The sequence below is a fragment of the Stenotrophomonas sp. B1-1 genome, from assembly GCF_010894375.1.
Lineage (GTDB): Bacteria > Pseudomonadota > Gammaproteobacteria > Xanthomonadales > Xanthomonadaceae > Stenotrophomonas.
On the sequence record NZ_JAAIUZ010000021.1, the window covers coordinates 70,415 to 89,607 of the forward strand.

A 19,193-nucleotide genomic window follows, 5' to 3' on the forward strand; every position below is an offset into this window, starting at 1 on the left:
AGCGTGGTGGCCGGCGAGAGGCTCAGCCCAGGTATTCGTTTTTCAGGCGTACGTAGTGGTCGGCCGAGTAGTGCAGCGATTCGATTTCCTTGTCGCTGAGCGTGCGTGCCGGCCGCGCCGGGTTGCCCACCCACAGTTCGCCTTCGCCCACCACCTTGCCCGGGCCGACCACCGCGCCGGCGCCGACGAAGGCGTGGCGGGCGATCTGCGCGCCGTCCAGGATGCAGGCACCCATGCCGATCAGGCTGTAATCGCCAATGCTGCAGGCGTGGATGATGCAGCCGTGGCCGACGGTCACGCCTTCGCCGACCAGGGTGGGGTAGCCGGCCTTGTTGTAGGGGCTGTGGTGGCTGACGTGGATGATGGTGCCGTCCTGCACATTGGTGCGTGCGCCGATGCGCACGTAGTTCACGTCACCACGGATCACCGTGCCCGGCCAGATCGACACGTCGTCGGCCAGTTCCACATCACCGATGACGGTGCATGCCGGGTCGATGTACACGCGTTCGCCGAGTACGGGCATCTTGTCGCGGAAAGGGCGCAGCGGGTTCATCGGTGTCTCCAGCATTCGGGGGCATTCGCGACGATGATACGCGCGCTACCGCCTATGCCGGCGCGTGTGAGGCCAGCATCTGCCGGAACAGATCATCCAGCCACGCCGCATCCCCATGCCCTGCGGGCAGTCGTGGGCCTTCGGCGCGCGCAGCCAGTTCCGTATCGATGTAATCACTGATGGCGGCAATGCGCGGCCCGGCGGCGACTTCGGCACTGGCACGCTTCACTGCCAGCAGCGCATCGATGGCCTCACGCACCGGGCCGTGCGGCAGCAGCCGGTCCAGCAGGTCCTCGAAGGCCATCGGCGGCGGCGTCTGCTCGTGTTCGATCCATTGGCAGGCCAGCAGCGGGCGCAGTACGTACAGGTACTTCTTGGTGCGCACCGTGTCGCCACGCAGGTAGCCGCGATGGTTGGAACGGGCCATGTTGAAGTAGTGCCACCAGGTGCCCAGCGGCGAGTAGAAGCGTTCGGCGGCCTGCCACAGCTGGGCCACGGCAGCGTCGTCCTGCTGGTAGATGATCGGCGAACGCAGCCATTCGATCAGGGTCGGGTTGGACTTGGACACCAGCCGCAATGCCTTGCGCAGGTCCCAGCCGCTCACGTCCAGCTCGTCGTCGATGGGCAGCTCGATCACATCGCGCTGCGCCTGGCCGGGGCCAGTGGCTTCATTGACGCTGAGGTACCACGGCTGGCGGTGCACGTAGATGAAGCGCGCATCGTAGTCGCTGTCCGGCGACGAGAAGCCCCAGCCGCGGCTACCCGATTCGCAGGCCAGCAGCACGCGCACGCCATGCGTGCGTTCGATGTCGGCCAGGGTGGAAAGGATGGCGACGCGCTTGTCCGGCGCGATGGGGTGGATGTCGTCCATGCAGAGCAGATTCGTAGAGTCGAGCTTGCTCGACTGTAACGCACGCGTGGCGCACGCATGCGTGTCGACCAAGGTCGACACCTACCAACCGGTTCCGGTAGGTGTCGACCTTGGTCGACACGCAGGCAGGGGGGATTACGCCACGCGGCCGCGGCGGGCGCGTTCCAGGTGCACCAGCAGCAGCGAGATCGCTGCCGGGGTCATGCCCGGAATACGCTGGGCCTGGCCGATGGTCTGCGGACGCACGCGTTCGAGCTTCTGCAGTGCTTCGGCCGACAGGCCGCGCACGATCGCATAGTCGAAATCCTGGGCGATCGGCGTGGCTTCATGCCGCTGCTGGCGCTCGATCTCCTCGCGCTGCCGGTCCAGGTAGCCGGCGTACTTCACGCCGATCTCCACCTGTTCGGCCACCTTGCCATCGGCCACGGCCGGGCCCAGCGACGGCACCTGCATCAACTGCGCGTAATCCAGCTCCGGGCGCTTGATCAGGTCCAGCACGTTGGTTTCGCGGCTGACCGCCACGCCCAGCGTTTCCTGCACCTCGCGGCCCAGCGCATTGGCCGGGGTGGCCCACAGCGCGCCCAGTCGCGCGCGCTCGGCGGTGACGGCGGCCTGCTTGGTTTCAAACGCGCTCCAGCGGCGGTCGTCGACCAGGCCCATCTCGCGGCCGACCGGGGTAAGTCGCTGGTCGGCGTTGTCTTCGCGCAGCTGCAGGCGGTATTCGGCGCGGCTGGTGAACATGCGGTACGGCTCGTTGGTGCCGTGGGTGATCAGGTCATCCACCAGCACGCCCAGGTAGGCCTCGTCGCGGCGCGGGCACCAGCCCTCCAGCCCGCGCACCTGGCGCGCGGCGTTCAGGCCGGCCAGCAGACCCTGCGCGGCGGCTTCTTCATAACCGGTGGTGCCGTTGATCTGGCCGGCGAAGAACAGGCCGTTCACCAGCTTGGTTTCCAGCGAGGCCTTCAAGCCGCGCGGGTCGAAGAAGTCGTATTCGATGGCGTAGCCGGGGCGGGTGATGTGCGCGTTCTGGAAGCCGACGATGCTGCGCACCATCTCCAGCTGCACGTCGAACGGCAGCGAGGTGGAAATGCCGTTGGGGTAGATCTCGACGATGCCCAGGCCTTCGGGTTCCACGAAGATCTGGTGGCTGGCCTTTTCGGCGAATCGCACCACCTTGTCTTCGATGGACGGGCAGTAGCGCGGGCCGATGCCTTCGATCTGGCCGCTGTACAGCGGCGAGCGGTGCAGCGCGTCGCGGATGATCTGGTGGGTCTGCTCGGTGGTGTGGGTGATCCAGCAGCTGACCTGCTGCGGGTGCTCATCCACCGAGCCGAGGAAGGACATGACCGGCCGCGGCGTGTCGCCGGGCTGTTCGTCCATCACGCTGTAATCGAGCGAACGGCCATCGATGCGCGGCGGCGTGCCGGTCTTCAGGCGGTCCACCTGGAACGGGCGTTCGCGCAGGCGCGCGGCCAGCGTGGTGGCCGGCGGGTCGCCCATGCGGCCGGCGGCGTACTGCGTGGGGCCGACGTGGATCTTGCCGGCCAGGAAGGTGCCGGCGGTCAGCACCACGGCCTCGGCGTCGAAGCGCAGGCCGGTCTGGGTGATCACCCCGCGCACGGCATCGCCTTCGATGACCAGGTCATCCACGGCGGCCTGGAACACGGTCAGGTTCGCCTGGCCTTCCACGATGGCGCGGATCGCCATGCGGTACAGGTTGCGGTCGGCCTGGCAGCGGGTGGCGCGCACGGCCGGGCCCTTGGAGGCGTTCAGGGTGCGCCACTGGATGCCGGCACGGTCGGCGGCGTGGGCCATGGCCCCGCCCAGCGCGTCGATCTCCTTTACCAGGTGGCCCTTGCCGATGCCGCCGATGGCCGGGTTGCAGCTCATCGCGCCCACCGTTTCGATGTTGTGGGTCAGCAGCAGGGTGCGCACGCCGGTACGGGCCGCGGCCAGCGCGGCCTCGGTGCCGGCGTGGCCGCCGCCAATGACGATGACGTCGTAACGATGGAAGGACGGGTTCATAGGGGGCAGGTCAGCAAAGGGAGCGGGCGCGCCGAAGGCGGCCAGGGTGGCGATTTTAGCGCCATTCGGCGGGGGGCGACGGGGGGCGCCCGCACGCTTGGGTGAAATCAGCCCTAAAGTTGGCAGGAAAGTTGCAGATAACCCGATAGCACCCATCGTGGCTGGCGCTCATGGCGTTGGTGACCGGATTGGAACAGGGGCCGGTACAGGCGCACGATGGGGAAGCAGGGGGCCGGTGGTCGGGGGACTGCCGGCCCCGTTTTTTTTCGGCCGAGGGTGGCGCTAGCCACGCAAGGCGTGGATCTACCGGCAGCATCAAAAACGAACGGCCCCGCAGTGCGGGGCCGTTTGTCTTGCAGAGGTGCCGACATCCGACAGGGCCGGAACAGGGGGGATCCAGATGTTCCTGTCGGATATCGACGTAGAGCGTTTGGTCACGGCCCTAACGTTTTTGTCACATTGTGACGCGGGCCGTCACCACCTGCGTAGAGTGAGGCTTGAACCGGGGGAAATGCAAGATGGTTCAGGGCTCAACTGTGCGCTGCGTCCCACGATCGAGATTGCGCCAAGGGGAACCGTTCATCCTGGGTGCGGCCGGACGCGGCGGCGGGCCGGCCGGACGCGCCGGGCGGGCTGCTGGTGCCGGACGCTGGACCGCCTGCGGCGGGCGCTGCATCGAATCCAGGTTGCGCCAGGGCGAGCCGCCGTTGTTCTCGCGGGGCGGCCGCGGCGGACGGTTCTCACCGCCATTGCCCGGGCGCGGCGGCGGGCGATGGTTGTGCGGCGGGCGGTAGATCGGCCGCGAGTAGTACGGGTTGCCATAGCCGTAATAGCCATAGCCGCCATAGCCGCCGTAGTACGGGTAGCCCGAATCGTAGGGATAGCCGTAGGGGTAGCGGTACTCCGTCGAGGGCGCACCGTGGTAGTAGCCGCCACCGCGGCCACCGCCAACGTAATCGTAGGTAGCGCAGCCGGTCAGGGCCAACATCAGGCCACCGGCAAGCAACAGGCGCAGTTTCATGTGGAGTCCCCCCAAGGACGGGTGTAGTGCCAGCTTCGGGCGCGCGCGTTGAATCGCCCCTTAATCCCGCCGGCCAGAATGAATGGCGGTGAAGGGCTGCATGCTGGCACGGCAGCCGGCATTGCCGCCAGCGCGGGGGCTTACGTTAACCTTGCGTCATGAGCGATTCACTGTTGCCGACCCCCGCAGATGTACTGGCCGCCGCAGCGCGCATTGCGCCGCATGCCCATGTGACACCGGTGCTGCGTTCGCACGCGCTGGATGCGCTGGCCGGGGCGTCGTTGGCGTTCAAGGCCGAGCACCTGCAGCGCGGCGGTGCCTTCAAGTTCCGTGGGGCATGCAATGCGGTGTGGTCGCTGCCGGAAGACCGGGCGGCGGCGGGGGTGGTGACCCATTCGTCGGGCAACCACGGCGCCGCGCTGGCGCTGGCGGCGCGCACCCGCGGCATTCCCTGCCACGTGGTGGTGCCCGAGGGCGCGGTGGCGGCCAAGCTGGCCAACATCGCCCGCCACGGCGCCACGTTGTGGCGCTGCCCGCCCACCATTGCCGACCGCGAGGCCACCTGCGCGCAGGTGCAGGCCGACACCGGCGCGACCCTGGTGCACCCGTATGCCGACCCAGCCGTGATGGCCGGGCAGGGCACAGCGACGCTGGAACTGCTGCACAGCGATGGCCCGTTCGATGTGCTGGTGGTGCCGGTGGGCGGCGGTGGCCTGGCCTGCGGCACCGCGCTGGCCCTGCAGCACGCCAGCCCGCACACCCGCCTGGTGCTGGCCGAACCGGCCGGGGCCGACGACACCGCGCGCTCGCTGGCCGCCGGTACCCGCCAGGGCCCCTTCACCCCGGACACGTTCTGCGACGGCCTGCGCACCCTGGTCGGGGTGCCCAACTTCGCCCTGCTGCAGGCCGCCGGCGCCGAGGTGATCGTGGTGGATGATGCCGCCACGCTGGCCGCCATGCGCCTGCTGTGGGAGGTGCTGAAGCAGGTGGTCGAACCGTCTTCGGCCACGGTGCTGGCCGCGGTGTTGGCGCAGCCGCAGCGGTTTGCCGGCCTGCGCGTGGGCCTGGTGCTGTCCGGTGGCAACGTGGATCTGCCGGCACTGCGCTGGGAGGCGGCGTGAGCCGCGGTCGGCACCGTGCCCGCACCGGCCTGCTGGGCTGGCTGTGGCGGCTGTTCGTGCTGGTGGTGGTGTGGTTGCTGGGCGTGACGGCGTGGATCGTCTGGGTGGGCGAGCGCGACCAGGCGGCCAAGGCCGACGCGATCATCGTGCTGGGTGCTGCGGCGTACGACGCCAAGCCGTCGCCGGTGTTCGAAGAGCGCATCCGCCATGGCCTGGATCTGTACCAGGCCGGCTATGCGCCGTTGCTGATCTTCACCGGTGGCTATGGTGGCAGCGGCGCGCGCTTTTCCGAATCACAGGTGGCGCGCCGTTATGCACTGAAGCATGGCGTGCCCGATGACGCGATCCTGATTGAAACCGCCTCGCGCAATACCGTGCAGAACCTGGTGGAAGCCAAGCGCCTGATGGAGCAGCGGCACCTGCAGCGGGTCATCATTGTCAGCGACCCGCTGCACATGGCCCGCGCGCTGCGCCTGAGCCAGGCGATGGGGATTGAAGCGCTGGCCTCGTCCACGCCCAGTACGCGCTTCCGCAGCTTCCATACCAGCTGGCGTTTCCTGCTGCAGGAAATCTACTTCTTCCACCGCGACCTGGTGCGCCCGCCGTTGAGTTCGCCGGGTAATACCTGAGCGGTTGCCGCCCGCTTCTGGTAGGTGCCGACCTTGGTCGGCACGATGTTGGCCGCAGCGCGATCTGATGGGTTGTGCCAACCAAGGTTGGCACCTACCAGAGCGGGCTACGGGTTGCCGCGGCGCGCGCCGGCCGATATCTGCATTTGGTAGGTGCCGACCTTGGTCGGCACGATGTTGGCCGCACTGCGATGTGATCGGTTGTGCCAACCAAGGTTGGCACCTACCAGAGCGGGCGGCAGGTTGCCGCGGCGCGCGCCGGCCGCTATCTGCATTTGGTAGGTGCCGACCTTGGTCGGCACGATGTTGGCCGCAGCGCGATCTGATGGGTTGTGCCAACCAAGGTTGGCACCTACCAGAGCAGGCCGAGGGCGGTCATCAGGGCTGCTTGCGGCGGATCGGGATGGCCGACACGGGTACCGATGCGATGTCGTGGCCGCCTTCGCGGATCGGTGCGCCGGGGTCCGGTGCCCAGGCGTGGGCGTAGATCACTTCCCAGCTGCTGGGCAGCTTGCCATCGTCGCGGCGCAGGGATTCGTAGGCCGCAGCGGCGGCGGCGAAACGGCCGCGCCCGGTCAGGGTGTGGCGGCGGTCCACGCGGGCGTTGGTGGCGCCCATCGCCCGCAGCTCGCGCATCAGCGCGGGCAGGTCGTCGTAGGTCAGGGTGAACAGATCGCGGTCCAGCACCGGGTCGCGGAAGCCGGCCATCATCAGTGCATCGCCGAACTGGGCGATCTGCGCGAAGCGACTCACGTGCGGGCGGTCATCGGCGGCGGCGAACGCTTCGTTGAGCTCGATCAGCGTTTCCGGGCCGAAGGTGGAACACAGCAGCAGACCACCCGGCTTGAGCACGCGGCGGAAACCGGCAAACACCGCCGGCAGGTCGTCCAGCCACTGCAGGCAAAGGTTGCTGAAGATCACATCGACGCTGTTGTCGGCCAGCGGCAGCGCGGCGGCATCACCGCACAGGCGCTGGAACGGCTTCCACCAGCCGGCCTGGCGCTTGGCCTGGCCCAGCATTGGCAGGGCCACGTCCAACGCGATCACCTGCGCCTTCGGCCAGCGCTTCTTCATCAGCGCGCTGGCGTGGCCGGTGCCCGAACCAATGTCCAGCACCACCGCCGGCGTGCGTGCTTCCAGGTAATCCAGCGATTCGATCAGCCGCGACTGCACTTCGCGCTGCAGGGCAGCGGCGGCGTCGTAACTGCTGGCGGCGCGGCCGAAGGCGCGGCGGACGTGGCGGGCATCGAAGTGGGACGGCATTGCGGAAGTCTCTTAGAACGTACCGGGGTAGGCGCCGCCGTCGATCAGCAGGTTCTGCCCGGTGAGGTAACCGGCCTGTGCGCTGCACAGGAAGGCGCAGGCGGCGCCGAATTCGTCCGGTGTGCCGAAGCGGCCGGCGGGGATCTGCTGGCGGCGGCGCTCGGCCACCGCCTGCACGTCGCCGTCCTGGCCCGCAGCGTGGGCGAAGTTGGCGCGCAGGCGGTCGGTGTCGAACTGGCCGGGCAGCAGGTTGTTGAGGGTGACGTTGTGGCCGACCGTGCGCCGGGCCAGGCCGGCGACGAAGCCGGTCAGGCCACTGCGCGCGCCGTTGGACAACGCCAGCGTGTCGATCGGTGCCTTCACCGATGAAGAGGTGATGTTGACGATGCGGCCGAAGCCGCGCGCGATCATCGCGTCCACCGTGGCGCGGATCAGCGCGATCGGCGCCAGCATGTTGGCGTCCAGCGCGGCGATCCAGTCGTTGCGTTCAAACGTGCGGAAATCGCCGGGCGGCGGGCCACCGGCGTTGGTCACCAGAATGTCCACCTGTGGGCAGGCGGCCAGCGCCTGGGCACGGCCGGCGTCGGTGGTCACATCGGCAGCCACCGCGCGCACTTCACCCGCACCGGGCAGGGCGCGCAGTTCGTGGGCGGCGGTCTGCAGGGCGGCTTCGCCACGGGCCACGATCACCACGTTCACGCCCTCGGCCACCAGCGCACGGGCGCAGCCCAGGCCCAGCCCCTTGCTTGCGCCACATACCAGTGCCCAGCGGCCGGAAATACCCAGATCCATACGTCAGCCCTGCATCGTTCGGAAGGCGCTCATTGTCCGCCATCGGCCGGTGACAGGCCGGCAACGAAGTGTTGCAGGGCAGCGGCCACCTGATCGGCGTGGCCCAGGAACGGCGCATGGCCGCCGTGGGCGATGGTCAGTGCCTGCGCACCCGGCGCGAGTGCCGCGGCGGCCTGCATGGCGGCCGGTGACACCAGGCGGTCGCGCTGGCCGGCGATCCAGAGGCTGGGTCTGCCCAGCGCCGGCAGGGCGCCGCGCAGGTCGGTGCTTTCCAGCAGGCGCAGGCCTTCCAGCAGGGCGCGCGCGGTCGGCGCGCCACGTTCCACCAGGCGCTGGCGCAGGGTGCGCAGTTCCTCGCGGGCGTGCGCCGAGCCCATCACGTCCAGGGCCAGGAAGCGCTCCAGGGTGCCGGCGAAATCGGTCGCCAGGTCGCGCCCGAACTGCTCGAACACCGCCGGTTCCACGGCATGCGGCCAGTGATCGCCGCGTACGAAACGCGGAGTGGCCGCGATCATCGCCAGCCCGCGCACCTTGGGCAGCGTCGCCGCGGCATGCAGGGCGAACAGCCCGCCCAGTGACCAGCCGCACCACACCGCCGGCGGGGTAGCCGCGGCAATCGCGTTCACCACGTAGGGCAGGCGCAGCGGCGTGGCGTCGTCGCGGCTGTGGCCGTGGCCGGGCAGGTCCACCACGTGCAGGGTGAAGTGGTCGGCCAGGCGTTCCAGCAGCGGCGCGAACACGCCGCCCTGCAGGGCCCAGCCATGGATCAGCACCAGGTCCGGCCCGCGGCCGGTGACATCGATATGCATGCGGGGCCCTGCGTGTTTCAGGCGATGGCGCGGTCGAACGGCAGCGACGGCGGCAGCGGATCGGGGGCGCGGGCGGCGCGGCCGACCTGGTCGCGCGCGCTGGCAATGGCGTCCACCAGACCGCGCACCTGTTCGGGCGTGTGCAGTGCCGACAGAGTGACGCGCAGCCGCGCCTTGCCTTCAGGCACGGTGGGCGGGCGGATGGCGCCGACCAGCCAGCCGGCCTGTTCCAGTGCCTGCGACATCGCCACGGCGGTGTGATCGTCGCCGCACAGCAGCGGTTGGATCGGCGTTTCCGAGGCCATCACGTCCAGCCCGTGGCGGCGTGCTTCGCTGCGGAACAGGGCAATCAGATCGGTCAGGCGCTCACGCCGCCAGTGGTCGCGGCGGGCCAGGCGCACCGCTTCCAGCGCGGCGGCGGCCAGGGCCGGCGGCAGCGCCGTGGTGTAGATGTAAGGCCGCGCGCTTTCGGCCAGGTGTTCAATCAGGTCGTCGCGGCCCAGCACCAGCGCGCCGGCACCGCCCAGCGCCTTGCCCAACGTGACCAGCTGTAACGGCACATCGTCCACGCCCAGCCCGGCGCTGGCCACGGCACCACGGCCATCGCCCAGCACGCCCACGCCGTGCGCATCGTCCACGTAGAACAGCGCCTGCTGCAGGCGCGCCACCAGGGACAGCGCACGCAGCGGCGCGATATCGCCATCCATGCTGAAGACACCGTCGGTGGCCAGCATGGCCGCGCCATCGGGCGCGTGCTTGAGCTGGCGCATGGCGCCTTCCGGGTCCAGATGCGGGTAGCGGCGCAGGCGTGCGCCGGCCAGCCGGGTGGCATCGAGCAGGCTGGCGTGGTTCAACTTGTCCTGCACACAGACATCGTTCTCTTCGCTCAGCAGCGCCTGCTGCACGGCCAGGTTGGCGGCGAAGCCACTGCCGAACAGCAGGGCGCGCGGGTAACCCAGCCAGTCGGCCACTTCGCGTTCCAGTGCGTCGTGCAGCGCGTGGTGGCCACAGACCAGGTGCGAGGCACCGGCACCGGCGCCTTCGCGCGCGGCGGCGTCCTGCAGGGCGTTGACCACGCTGAACTGCTGGGCCAGGCCAAGGTAATCGTTGCTGCAGAAGCCGGTCAGCCAGCGCCCGTCAACTTCCAGGCGCACGCCATCGCGGCGCGACACCGTGCGCCGGGGGCGGCGACGGCCTTGGGCATCGCGCAACGCGCGCTGGGCTTGAAGGCGGGCGGACAGGTCGGGGCGGGCCATGGTGGCTACGGGCGACGACGGGGCGGCTAGGGTAGCGCGTTGCCGCGGCGGCCGCTTGTGCCCCGCATCACGCGGCGCCGGCAGGGGCACAGGCGGCGATATCGGCGTGCACGGTGCCGCCGTGGTCGTGGCCCGCGGCGTCCACCTGCACCGGCATCGGCTGCAGGCCCAGGCGCGCGAACAGGGCCAGGTCGCGTTCGCTTTCCGGGTTGCCGGTGGTCAGCAGTTTTTCCCCGTAGAAGATCGAGTTGGCGCCCGCCAGGAAACACAGCGCCTGCAGTTCATCGCTCATGGCTTCGCGGCCGGCCGACAGCCGCACCATCGAACGCGGCATGACGATGCGGGCCACGGCAATCATGCGCACGAACTCGAACGGGTCCAGTTCGGCGCTGCCATGCAGCGGTGTACCGGGCACCTGTACCAGCTGATTGATGGGTACCGAATCGGGGTGGGCCGGCAACGTGGCCAGCGCCAGCAGCAGGCCGATGCGCTGCGCGCGCGTTTCGCCCATGCCGACGATACCGCCACAGCAGGTTTTCAGTCCTGCATCGCGCACGTGGCCCAGGGTATCCAGGCGGTCCTGGTACTGGCGGGTGTGGATGATCGAATCGTAGTAATCCGGCGCGGTGTCCAGATTGTGGTTGTAGTAGTCCAGGCCGGCCTCTTTCAGGGCACGTGCCTGTTCGCCGCTGAGCATGCCCAGGGTGGCGCAGGTTTCCAGGCCGAGCGCCTTCACCCCGGCAATCATCGCGGCCACTTTCGGAATGTCGCGGTCCTTCGGCGAACGCCATGCGGCGCCCATGCAGAAGCGCGATGCACCGGCGGCCCTGGCCTGGCGCGCCTTGGCCAGCACCGCTTCGGTGTCCATCAGCTTCTGCGCGTTCACGCCGGTGTTGTAGCGCTGCGCCTGAGGGCAGTACGCGCAGTCTTCCGGGCAGCCGCCGGTCTTTACCGACAGCAGAGTGGACACCTGCACCTGCGCCGGATCGAAATGCGCGCGATGCACGCAGGCGGCGCGGAACAGCAGTTCCGGCAGGGGCAGATCGAACAGCGCCTGCAGTTCGTCGTGCTGCCAGTCGTGGCGGATGGCGTAGGCCATGGCGGGACCTTGGAAGGGGTGGAACGAGGGCGGCAGTGTGGGTGGGCCGGTGAAGGCTGTCAACTTAAGGTTTTGTATCGCGGTTTACAGTCGAGGGTGCAGCACGCCGCCGCCGCGGTGTAAGTTCAGGGCTGCATAGGGAGTCGCGAGCATCTGCCATGGACAGTTCCCAGACCTACCCGATCCGCCGCGATGCGGTGCTGTGCAGCCTGGCCGAACTGCCGGACGGCGGCCTGCGCGTGGTCTTGGATGATCTGCGCCAGACCGATCCGCCTGGGCACTGGAAGCACCACGTGCTGGTGACCTTCAAGGACTACCCGGCGGGGCAGCTCGATCCGTCGGCGCTGTCGAACGAGGAACTGCAGGCATTCGGCCATTACGTGCTGGTTCGCCTGCTGGCCATCAACGGTTGCCTGCCTGCCGAGGAAAGTGCTGCCGAACGCGATGCGCCGCTTGCCGGCCCGTAGCGGCCGCAGGCACGACCGCGCCGCTACACTGGGCCGCCCAGCAACGGACCTGCCATGGAACTGCCGCACTTCGCTTACCACCCCGACCCGCTGGCCACCGGCAGCGTGATCGCCGCCGATACCGCGTGCGTTTGCTGCGGGCAGGTGCGTGGTTACGTTTATGCCGGGCCGGTCTACGCCGAAGACGAGTACGAACAGGCGATCTGCCCCTGGTGCATTGCCGATGGTTCGGCGCATGCGCAGCTCGGCGCCACCTTCACCGATGAAGAAGGCGTGGGCGGTGGCGGTGAATGGGACGAGGTGGACGAGACGATCATCGATGAAGTGGCGCAGCGAACGCCTGGCTTCAACGGCTGGCAGCAGGAGCAATGGTGGACACACTGCGGCGATGCCGCCCAGTTCATCGGCCGCGCCGGTCGCGCCGAGCTGGAAGCGCAGGGCCCGGCCGCGCTGGCCGCGATCCAGGACAACACCGGTTTGGACGATGGCCCGCAGTGGCAGCACTTCCTGGCGGCGCTGGACAAAGACGGATCACCCACGGCCTACCTGTTCCGCTGCCGGCACTGCGGCGAAGTGGGCGGCTACCAGGATTGCGACTGACAGGAGCCACGCCTACATGCAGGCACGCCGATACGCTCGTGTTCCGAAGTGTGCCTTTGCGGTGGCAAGCGCGTTGGCCTGCCTGCTTCCGCTGCGGGGCGGGGCGCAGCAAGCGGCGGCTACCGACATTCCCTACGCCACGCCCGACGCGGCCTTGACTGCCCTGCGGGCGCTGCCGCAGGTACGCGAGCGCCAGGACAACGACTGGGTGGTGCTGCACGACATGCAGGGCCAGGTGTTCTGGTCGGTCACTCTGCCGGGCAATGGCTGGCATCCGTCGATCGTCCGCCGGCAACTGCGCGAGCAGCAGGGCGAAGTCCGTGTCGACATGCAGGTGCGCTGCGGCGCTGACAAGGATGACTGTGACCGTTTGGTGCAGGTGTTCCAGGCCAGCAACGAACATCTGCGTGTGGCGGCCAAGGCGATGGCCGAAATGCCGGACAAGGACTGAGCCCACGATGTACGAATGGCAGCCCAATCGCCTGGGGCTGTAAGCCACTACAGCCCCGGCGTGCAGCGCAGTGGTGTCAGGCTGCCTTTGCCTGCTGGCGGGCGCGCACGCGGCGCTCGATGCTGGCAGCGAACAGCGGGGTTTCGCGGCCATTGTGATTGCCGCCGTCGCGCTGGCGTGCTTCGGCCGCTTCTTCGAACGGGGTGCCATGTTCGGCGATGAAATCCAGGAATTCCTGGGTGGGGTGGGCGACCACGCTGTTGGTGTACTCGCAGGTGTTTTCGTCGATCTTCTTCACGCTCAGCGTCCAGATCACCTGCACGCGGGTGCGCCCGTTCGGGGTGAAGGCATCGGACGTGGACACCATGCGGCACAGGCTGGGCGTGGCCACTTCGGCCACGTAGTGCTGCACCATCAGGGTCTTGCCGATCATTTCCACGTTGATGGACATGCGCGTGCCATCGTCGGTGGTGGTGCTGCCAGCGGAAATATGGTCGGGCGGGCAGCAGCGCTGGTACTCGGCTTCGGGCAGGTTGAACAGCCACTCGGCGATGTCCACCTGTTCGATCGGCAGGTTGATGATGGCGCTGTAGGCCGAGGAAGACAGCTGCTTGTCGCTGATGATGATGTCGGACATGTGCGGGCTCCGCAGTGGTGGGGGGTGTGACCACTATCGGTTGCCGCTGCGCGCAGGGCAGCCAGCCATCGGTATGGCCGCCGCCATCCATCGGGGCGGCCTGCTCATACGAAGGTAGGCGCAATGCTGCCGGCAGGCCTTCAGCGGTTGCCGGGTGCGCGAGGGGGCCACAGCGACTGCATGCCGGCGCGCAGCGCGTCTGAATCCTCCATGTCACCCAGGCCGGCCTTCGCCAGCAGGGTGATCGCCTGGCCTTGGCGGCGGGCCATGTCCTGCACGGATTCGCCACTGGAATCGTTGCGCCACACCGTCCACAGCGCGCCCAGCCGGTCGTCGATACGCACCACCGCGGTATGGAACTCGTCAACGTCGCCCCCAAAGACTCTGGCCGGGCACAGCAGGATCGCTCCCTCCTTCTCTGAGGGAAGCCGCTGCCGCGGTTCGCCTTCCAGGCAGTTCGGAACGACGCGGCCGTCATAGGGCTGCAGCGCCTGCAGATCGACCAGGGTGAACCGCGCAGGCACCGCGCGGGCCGTGGCATCGGTGCCGTCCAGGCACGCTGCCCGCGCCCAAGGGCGTGCAAGCCGCTGGCACCGCACTGCGCGATTGAGGCTTTCAGTTGACAGCGCGGGACTGCTAACCGCTACCTCGGCAGAGTCGAAGCGGATGGGCGCCTTGCTCTGCAGGCTGCGACGCTGCAGCGCCGACCGAAGCCTGTTGTCCTGCCGGCTGTCATCACGCGGGCCCAGAGAGAACTGGCTGCCGCGCTCGCCGTAACCCTGCAGGGCAGCGATGGGCAGCTCAAGGGTGTGTTGGCCAATCTCGATGCGTACCTCCGTGGCCAGCGTCTCCACGTCATCGTCCTCGCCGCGTGTCTGGCAACTTGCGGTCAGCACGATGACTGCCAGCCACAGAACGTGTCGGCGCCTGCGCAGGTGCTGCGGCTGCTGTGATGCAACGGGCGCGGAAGACCTGATGAAGGTGTGAGGGGGCATGTGCGCGGCAACCGGTTGGGAGTGGGACGCAGCATGCCGGGCCTGGATGGTGCCATTGTGGGGCGAATGTGAAGTGGTGATGGAGTGCTTCGGCGCGTACCGACAGGCGACGCCGATCTGCAACGCTTTCTCGCGCAGCGGCGCCCTACCAAGGTAGGGCGCCTGCAGGGCGTTGCTCGGTTACACCTGGGCCATGCCACCGTCGACGAACAACTCGACACCGTTGATGAAGCTGGCCGCATCCGAGGACAGGAAGGCCACGGCATTGGCCACCTCCTGCGGTTCGCCCAGGCGTGCCAGCGGCACCTGCGCGGCCAGGTGGTCGAACAGACCCTGGCGGGCTTCGTCGGGCACCAAGTCGCCCAGACCTGGGGTGCGGATGGGGCCCGGGCTGACCACGTTCACGCGGATCTTCCGGTCCTTCAGGTCCAGCGACCACGAGCGGGCAAAGTTGCGCACCGCCGCCTTGCTGGCGCTGTACACGCTGAAGTTGGCGGTGCCCTGGATCGACACGGTCGAACCGGTCAGCACGATCGAGGCGCCATCGACCAGCAGCGGAAGCGCCTTCTGCACGGTGAACAACACGCCGCGCACGTTGGTGGCGAAGATGCGGTCGAAGTGTTCTTCGGTGATCGCCCCCAGCGGCAGCATGTCACCGCCGCCGGCATTGGCGAACAGGATGTCCAGGCGGCCGGCCTGGCGGGCAATCTGCGCGTAGACCGCGTCCAGGTCGCTCGGCTGCGAGGCGTCGGCACGGATGCCGGTGGCCTGCGCGCCGATGCTGGCCACGGCCGCATCCAGTTCCGGCTGGCGGCGGCCGGTGATGTAGACCGTGGCGCCCAGGCGGGCCAGGTGCTGGGCGGTGGCCAGGCCGATGCCGGTGGTGCCGCCGGTGACCAGGGCGATCTTGCCGTTGAAATCAGTGCTCATGGTGTTCTCCTGTAAGGGCTGCCGGGAGGGAGGTGGCAGCGGGTGGGAGAATGATGGGCGGCCAAGGTTGGGCGATAAATAATGCGCAATGACAATGACTATGCACGTGAGTGCATAATCGGCCGCATGAACCAGCTCAACGCCATCCATGCCTTCGCCCGCGTGGTCGAGACCGGCAGCTTCACCCGCGCCGCCGATTCACTGGACATGCCCACCACCTCGCTGAGCAAGCTGGTGCGCGAGCTGGAGGCGCACCTGGGCGTGCGGCTGCTGCAGCGGACCACGCGCCGGGTGGCGGTGACCGCCGAAGGCCAGACGTACTACGAGAAGGCCGGCCGCCTGCTGCGCGACCTGCAGGATGTCGATGCCTCGTTCAGTGCGGCGCGCGGAACGCCGCGTGGCATGCTGCGCGTGGACATCGGCGGTTCCACCGCGCGTGACGTGCTGATTCCGCTGCTGCCGGCGTTCATGGCGCGCTACCCGGACATCCGCATCGAGCTGGGCGTGTCCGACCGCACGGTGAATCTGATCGGCGAGAACGTGGACTGCGTGATCCGCGGCGGCGCGCTGGATGACTCATCGCTGGTCGCACGCCATCTGGGCGATGCGCACCTGATCACCTGCGCCAGCCCGGCCTATCTGAAGGCGCATGGGGTGCCGGCGTATCCGGAAGAACTGCGCAATGGCCACCGCTTGATCAGCTATCTGCTGCCGTCGAACGGGCGCGCCGTGCCGTTCCGGTTCTGTGGCCCCGACGGTGCCTTCGAGATCAAGGCCGAGCACCGCCTGGGCATCAACGAGAGCAATGGCCATCTGGCCGCCGCCGTGGCAGGACTGGGCCTTGTGCAGACCTTCGGTTATGCCGCAGCTTCCGCGCTGCAGAGCAAGGCGCTGGTGGAGGTGCTGCAGCCGTGGCGGCCGGCGGCCTACCCCTTCCATGTGGTGTACCCGGACAACCGCCATGTCAGCCCGCGGCTGCGGGTGTTCATCGATTGGCTGGTGGAGATGATGCCGCCGTTGCTGGGGGTCTAGCGACCCGCCATGTGGGCAGCGCAGCGTCAGCTGCGTCGGGGTCGCACGGACACGTGGGGATGCTCGGGAACATGCCAGCGCCACGGGAAGTCCACGGCGCGGCTGATGCCGATGCGCGGCCCCACCACGGGCGATGCCGGTGGTGGCGTGCCGTCGGAGGCGATGACGATGCCGCGGTCGGCGCTGACAAGGTCCGCACCATCCAGATCGCGGGTAATGCCGAAGGCCTGGGAAAGTTTGCCGGGCCCGCTGGCAAGATCGCGCTCACGCCTGGCAGCAGGTCGCGCCGCCTGCATGGCCCCCACGCCGGCCACGGGTTCGGCTGCTCTCAGCAGCACGCCGACGCCTTCGCCGACGTCCCCACAGACCGCGTTGCTGCCCCAGTGCATGCCATAGGTGAAGTACACATAGAGATGGCCGGCCTCGCCGAACATCGTGGCGTTGCGCGCGGTCTGCCCTCGATACGAGTGTGCGGCGGGATCTTCGCTGCCGGCATACGCCTCTACTTCCACGATGCGCGCGGCGCGCCCGTCATCACGCACGAGCAGCTTGTTCAACAGCTGCGGTGCAACCAGGGTGGGATGGCGCCGATAGAAATCGCGCGGCAGCACGTTCCAATGGGCAGGAAGCCAATGGAAGGTTGTGCCCGGCATCTGTGTTGGTGCTGACATGTCATTGCATAGGCTGCGCGATGGCCATCACGCTAATCCGTCGTATGTGCAGTGCACGTGTCGGCTTGCGTGCGGCGCAGCGGTCAATCCTTGCCGAACGGTGCAGCAGCGACTGATAGCGGCCTGACGGCGCTGCGAGCATGTTCAAGCGCATGCACCTACGACGATTCCACAACGTCCTTACCCGCGTTGCAAGACAGACACTGCAGCTGCTGCTGCCCCTGCGTTGCATGGTCTGCGGCGAGCCAGGACACGATGGCCTGGATCTGTGCTCCGCCTGCCTTGACGATATCCCCTGGTCAGGCCGCGCCTGCCACCGCTGCGCGCTGCCGCTGCCTGATACCGCGCTGCCGGTGTGCGGTACCTGCCGCGACGAACCGCCGCCGCAGACGGCCACGCACGCCAGCCTGTTGTACCTGCCGCCGGTGGACCAGTTGCTGCTGCGCTTCAAGTTCCACCACGACCTGGCGGCCGGGCGACTGCTGGCTCAGCTGATGCTGCGCCATCCACCGGCGTGGACCTGTCCGCCGCTGGCACCGGTGCCGTTGCATCGCTGCCGCCTGCGCCAGCGCGGCTACAACCAGGCCGGGGAGCTGTGCCGTCTGCTGCAGCAGCCGGTATGGCGCGGGCTGTATCGCCGCCGTCATACCGCGCCGCAGTCAGAGCGCAGTGCCGAACAGCGCAGGGACAATTTGTTCGATGCCTTCGACGTGCGCGGGCCGGTGCCGGCGCGGGTGACGCTGGTGGATGACGTGATGACCACCGGCAGTACGGTGCTTGAGATTGCCGAGACGTTGAAGCTGGTGGGTGTGGGCGAAGTGCGCGCCTGGGTCTGCGCGCGGGTACCGTGAGCGTGCCCACTGTGATGCATGCCGGTAGAGTCGACTGTCAGTCGACTATCGCGCGCAGCGCGGGGTTTTCGCGATCTGAAGGAAGGGCAGTCGACCAACGGTCGACTCTACCCAGTCGACTCCTACCCAGCGGGTGCGCGCGCGTGCCATAACGGTGTCGTCATCGCCGCTGGCGCTACGATGCAGGTTGGATCCTGATCGAAGGAGTGGTCATGCTGTCTCCGGACTCGTCCCGCCCGTCGCTGGTGTCGGCCATTGGCCGCAGCTGGCCGATCCTGTTGCTGTACGGCGTGGTTGCGCTGGGGTTCGGCATCACTGCGGTGGGCTGGCCGCTGTCGGCGGCCACTGCGCTGGCCTGGGTGCTGGGCGTGATGGCCATTGCCGAAGGGGTGATCAGTCTACTGGCGCTGATCACTGGCGGCAGTGGCGCACCGCGCGGCTGGCTGCTGCTTTACGCGCTGGCGTCGCTTGGTTTTGGCGTACTGGCAATCATCAATCCGCTGGCCACGGCCAGCGTGCTGGTGCTGCTGCTGGCCGTGTGGCTGCTGGTGGCCGGGCTGTACCGCATCGTGTTCGCCATTCGTGTGCGCAAGCAGATCCAGGGCGAGTGGCTGCTGATACTCAGTGGCGTGTTGGCGGTGGTGCTGGGCGTGCTGCTGGCCGCCAACCCGGTGACAGGCCTGGCAGTCACCACACTGTGGATCGGCATTGGCAGCCTGGTGTATGGGGTGTTGCAGATCGTGGTGGCATTGAAGCTGCGCAAGCTGACGTAGCGTCGAGCTTGCTCGACGGCTGTTGCAGGGTCGACCAAGGTCGACCGCTAGCAGGCAAAGCGAGCCCAGGTAGAGTCGAGCTTGCTCGACTGCAGTTCGCAGCAAGCCCGCGCTGCGCGCGATGGTCGACCAAGGTCGACCGCTACCAAGCGAAGCGGGGCCCGGTAGAGTCGAGCTTGCTCGACTGCAGTTCGCGGCAAGCCCGCGCGGCGCGCGATGGTCGACCAAGGTCGACCGCTACCAGGCAAAGCGAGCCCCGGTAGAGTCGAGCTTGCTCGACTGCAGTTCGCGGCAAGCCCGCGCGGCGCGCGATGGTCGACCAAGGTCGACCGCTACCAGGCAAAGCG

The 19,193-nt window shown here is 68.3% G+C and carries 22 protein-coding genes; 8 read left to right on the plus strand and 14 right to left on the minus strand.

All coding sequences use genetic code 11. From position 1 onward, the window contains the following. Nucleotides 1-22: 22 nt before the first annotated feature. From G4G00_RS16335 to G4G00_RS16350, 4 genes are all read right to left on the minus strand, one after another. The gene (locus G4G00_RS16335) at nt 23-553 is read right to left on the minus strand and encodes a gamma carbonic anhydrase family protein (protein WP_108754507.1); all 531 of its coding nucleotides are present in this window, start codon (nt 551-553) and stop codon (nt 23-25) included. Between the two features lie 52 nt (nt 554-605). After that, entirely contained in the window at nt 606-1,424 is an 819-nt protein-coding gene (locus G4G00_RS16340; protein ID WP_164275043.1) for a nucleotidyltransferase domain-containing protein, read from the minus strand. A 135-nt stretch (nt 1,425-1,559) separates the two neighbouring features. Beyond that, on the minus strand, nt 1,560-3,449 hold the full coding sequence (mnmG, locus tag G4G00_RS16345; protein WP_108754505.1) for a tRNA uridine-5-carboxymethylaminomethyl(34) synthesis enzyme MnmG: 1,890 nt from the start codon (nt 3,447-3,449) through the stop codon (nt 1,560-1,562). Between the two features lie 523 nt (nt 3,450-3,972). Continuing rightward, nucleotides 3,973-4,470: a hypothetical protein gene (locus G4G00_RS16350; protein WP_108754504.1), complete on the minus strand. Its 498-nt coding sequence runs from the start codon at nt 4,468-4,470 to the stop codon at nt 3,973-3,975. A 158-nt stretch (nt 4,471-4,628) separates the two neighbouring features. On the opposite strand from G4G00_RS16350, the gene G4G00_RS16355 reads away from it, so the two are divergent. Both G4G00_RS16355 and G4G00_RS16360 read left to right on the plus strand, forming a co-directional pair. After that, on the plus strand, nt 4,629-5,591 hold the full coding sequence (locus G4G00_RS16355; protein WP_108754503.1) for a pyridoxal-phosphate dependent enzyme: 963 nt from the start codon (nt 4,629-4,631) through the stop codon (nt 5,589-5,591). Beyond that, entirely contained in the window at nt 5,576-6,220 is a 645-nt protein-coding gene (locus G4G00_RS16360; RefSeq protein ID WP_164275080.1) for a YdcF family protein, read from the plus strand. Before G4G00_RS16355 ends, G4G00_RS16360 begins: the two co-directional genes overlap by 16 nt. Before the next feature lie 107 nt (nt 6,221-6,327). On the opposite strand, the gene G4G00_RS16365 is transcribed toward G4G00_RS16360, so the two are convergent. From G4G00_RS16365 to bioB, 6 genes are all read right to left on the minus strand, one after another. Continuing rightward, complete coding sequence (locus G4G00_RS16365; protein WP_164275046.1) at nt 6,328-6,522, minus strand: hypothetical protein; 195 nt, start codon at nt 6,520-6,522, stop codon at nt 6,328-6,330. 76 nt (nt 6,523-6,598) lie between these two features. Continuing rightward, nucleotides 6,599-7,483, minus strand: a complete 885-nt coding sequence (gene bioC / locus G4G00_RS16370; RefSeq protein WP_164275049.1) for a malonyl-ACP O-methyltransferase BioC — start codon at nt 7,481-7,483, stop codon at nt 6,599-6,601. 12 nt (nt 7,484-7,495) lie between these two features. After that, nucleotides 7,496-8,275: an SDR family oxidoreductase gene (locus G4G00_RS16375; RefSeq protein WP_164275052.1), complete on the minus strand. Its 780-nt coding sequence runs from the start codon at nt 8,273-8,275 to the stop codon at nt 7,496-7,498. Nucleotides 8,276-8,304: 29 nt separating this feature from the next. After that, nucleotides 8,305-9,084 (minus strand): pimeloyl-ACP methyl ester esterase BioH, encoded by a 780-nt coding sequence (bioH, locus tag G4G00_RS16380; protein WP_108754499.1) that lies wholly within the window; start codon nt 9,082-9,084, stop codon nt 8,305-8,307. A 17-nt stretch (nt 9,085-9,101) separates the two neighbouring features. Then, nucleotides 9,102-10,340 (minus strand): 8-amino-7-oxononanoate synthase, encoded by a 1,239-nt coding sequence (gene bioF, locus G4G00_RS16385; protein ID WP_240336172.1) that lies wholly within the window; start codon nt 10,338-10,340, stop codon nt 9,102-9,104. Nucleotides 10,341-10,407: 67 nt separating this feature from the next. After that, nucleotides 10,408-11,439 carry a biotin synthase BioB gene (gene bioB, locus G4G00_RS16390; protein WP_164275055.1) on the minus strand — a complete coding sequence of 344 codons (1,032 nt, stop codon included), beginning with the start codon at nt 11,437-11,439 and terminating at the stop codon, nt 10,408-10,410. 158 nt (nt 11,440-11,597) lie between these two features. Here bioB and G4G00_RS16395 point away from each other — a divergent pair, with 158 nt between their 5' ends. The 3 genes from G4G00_RS16395 to G4G00_RS16405 are packed head-to-tail and all read left to right on the plus strand — an operon-like array spanning nt 11,598 to nt 12,957. Further along, entirely contained in the window at nt 11,598-11,906 is a 309-nt protein-coding gene (locus G4G00_RS16395; protein WP_108754496.1) for a hypothetical protein, read from the plus strand. A 54-nt stretch (nt 11,907-11,960) separates the two neighbouring features. Next, nucleotides 11,961-12,506, plus strand: a complete 546-nt coding sequence (locus tag G4G00_RS16400; protein WP_164275058.1) for a CbrC family protein — start codon at nt 11,961-11,963, stop codon at nt 12,504-12,506. Nucleotides 12,507-12,522: 16 nt separating this feature from the next. Continuing rightward, complete coding sequence (locus G4G00_RS16405; RefSeq protein ID WP_164275061.1) at nt 12,523-12,957, plus strand: hypothetical protein; 435 nt, start codon at nt 12,523-12,525, stop codon at nt 12,955-12,957. 76 nt (nt 12,958-13,033) lie between these two features. On the opposite strand, the gene G4G00_RS16410 is transcribed toward G4G00_RS16405, so the two are convergent. The 3 genes from G4G00_RS16410 to G4G00_RS16420 all read right to left on the minus strand — a co-directional run bounded on the left by G4G00_RS16410 (nt 13,034) and on the right by G4G00_RS16420 (nt 15,519). Next, nucleotides 13,034-13,594: a hypothetical protein gene (locus tag G4G00_RS16410; RefSeq protein WP_164275064.1), complete on the minus strand. Its 561-nt coding sequence runs from the start codon at nt 13,592-13,594 to the stop codon at nt 13,034-13,036. A 140-nt stretch (nt 13,595-13,734) separates the two neighbouring features. Further along, complete coding sequence (locus G4G00_RS16415) at nt 13,735-14,712, minus strand: hypothetical protein (protein ID WP_164275067.1); 978 nt, start codon at nt 14,710-14,712, stop codon at nt 13,735-13,737. A 57-nt stretch (nt 14,713-14,769) separates the two neighbouring features. Further along, nucleotides 14,770-15,519, minus strand: a complete 750-nt coding sequence (locus tag G4G00_RS16420; protein ID WP_108757460.1) for a glucose 1-dehydrogenase — start codon at nt 15,517-15,519, stop codon at nt 14,770-14,772. A gap of 126 nt (nt 15,520-15,645) precedes the next feature. On the opposite strand from G4G00_RS16420, the gene G4G00_RS16425 reads away from it, so the two are divergent. Beyond that, complete coding sequence (locus tag G4G00_RS16425; protein WP_164275069.1) at nt 15,646-16,551, plus strand: LysR family transcriptional regulator; 906 nt, start codon at nt 15,646-15,648, stop codon at nt 16,549-16,551. Nucleotides 16,552-16,577: 26 nt separating this feature from the next. On the opposite strand, the gene G4G00_RS16430 is transcribed toward G4G00_RS16425, so the two are convergent. Next, entirely contained in the window at nt 16,578-17,204 is a 627-nt protein-coding gene (locus G4G00_RS16430) for a DNA-3-methyladenine glycosylase (RefSeq protein WP_164275071.1), read from the minus strand. Nucleotides 17,205-17,374: 170 nt separating this feature from the next. Here G4G00_RS16430 and G4G00_RS16435 point away from each other — a divergent pair, with 170 nt between their 5' ends. Continuing rightward, the gene (locus G4G00_RS16435) at nt 17,375-18,073 is read left to right on the plus strand and encodes a ComF family protein (RefSeq protein ID WP_164275074.1); all 699 of its coding nucleotides are present in this window, start codon (nt 17,375-17,377) and stop codon (nt 18,071-18,073) included. Between the two features lie 212 nt (nt 18,074-18,285). After that, nucleotides 18,286-18,846: a DUF308 domain-containing protein gene (locus tag G4G00_RS16440; protein WP_108754489.1), complete on the plus strand. Its 561-nt coding sequence runs from the start codon at nt 18,286-18,288 to the stop codon at nt 18,844-18,846. Nucleotides 18,847-19,193: the final 347 nt, after the last annotated feature.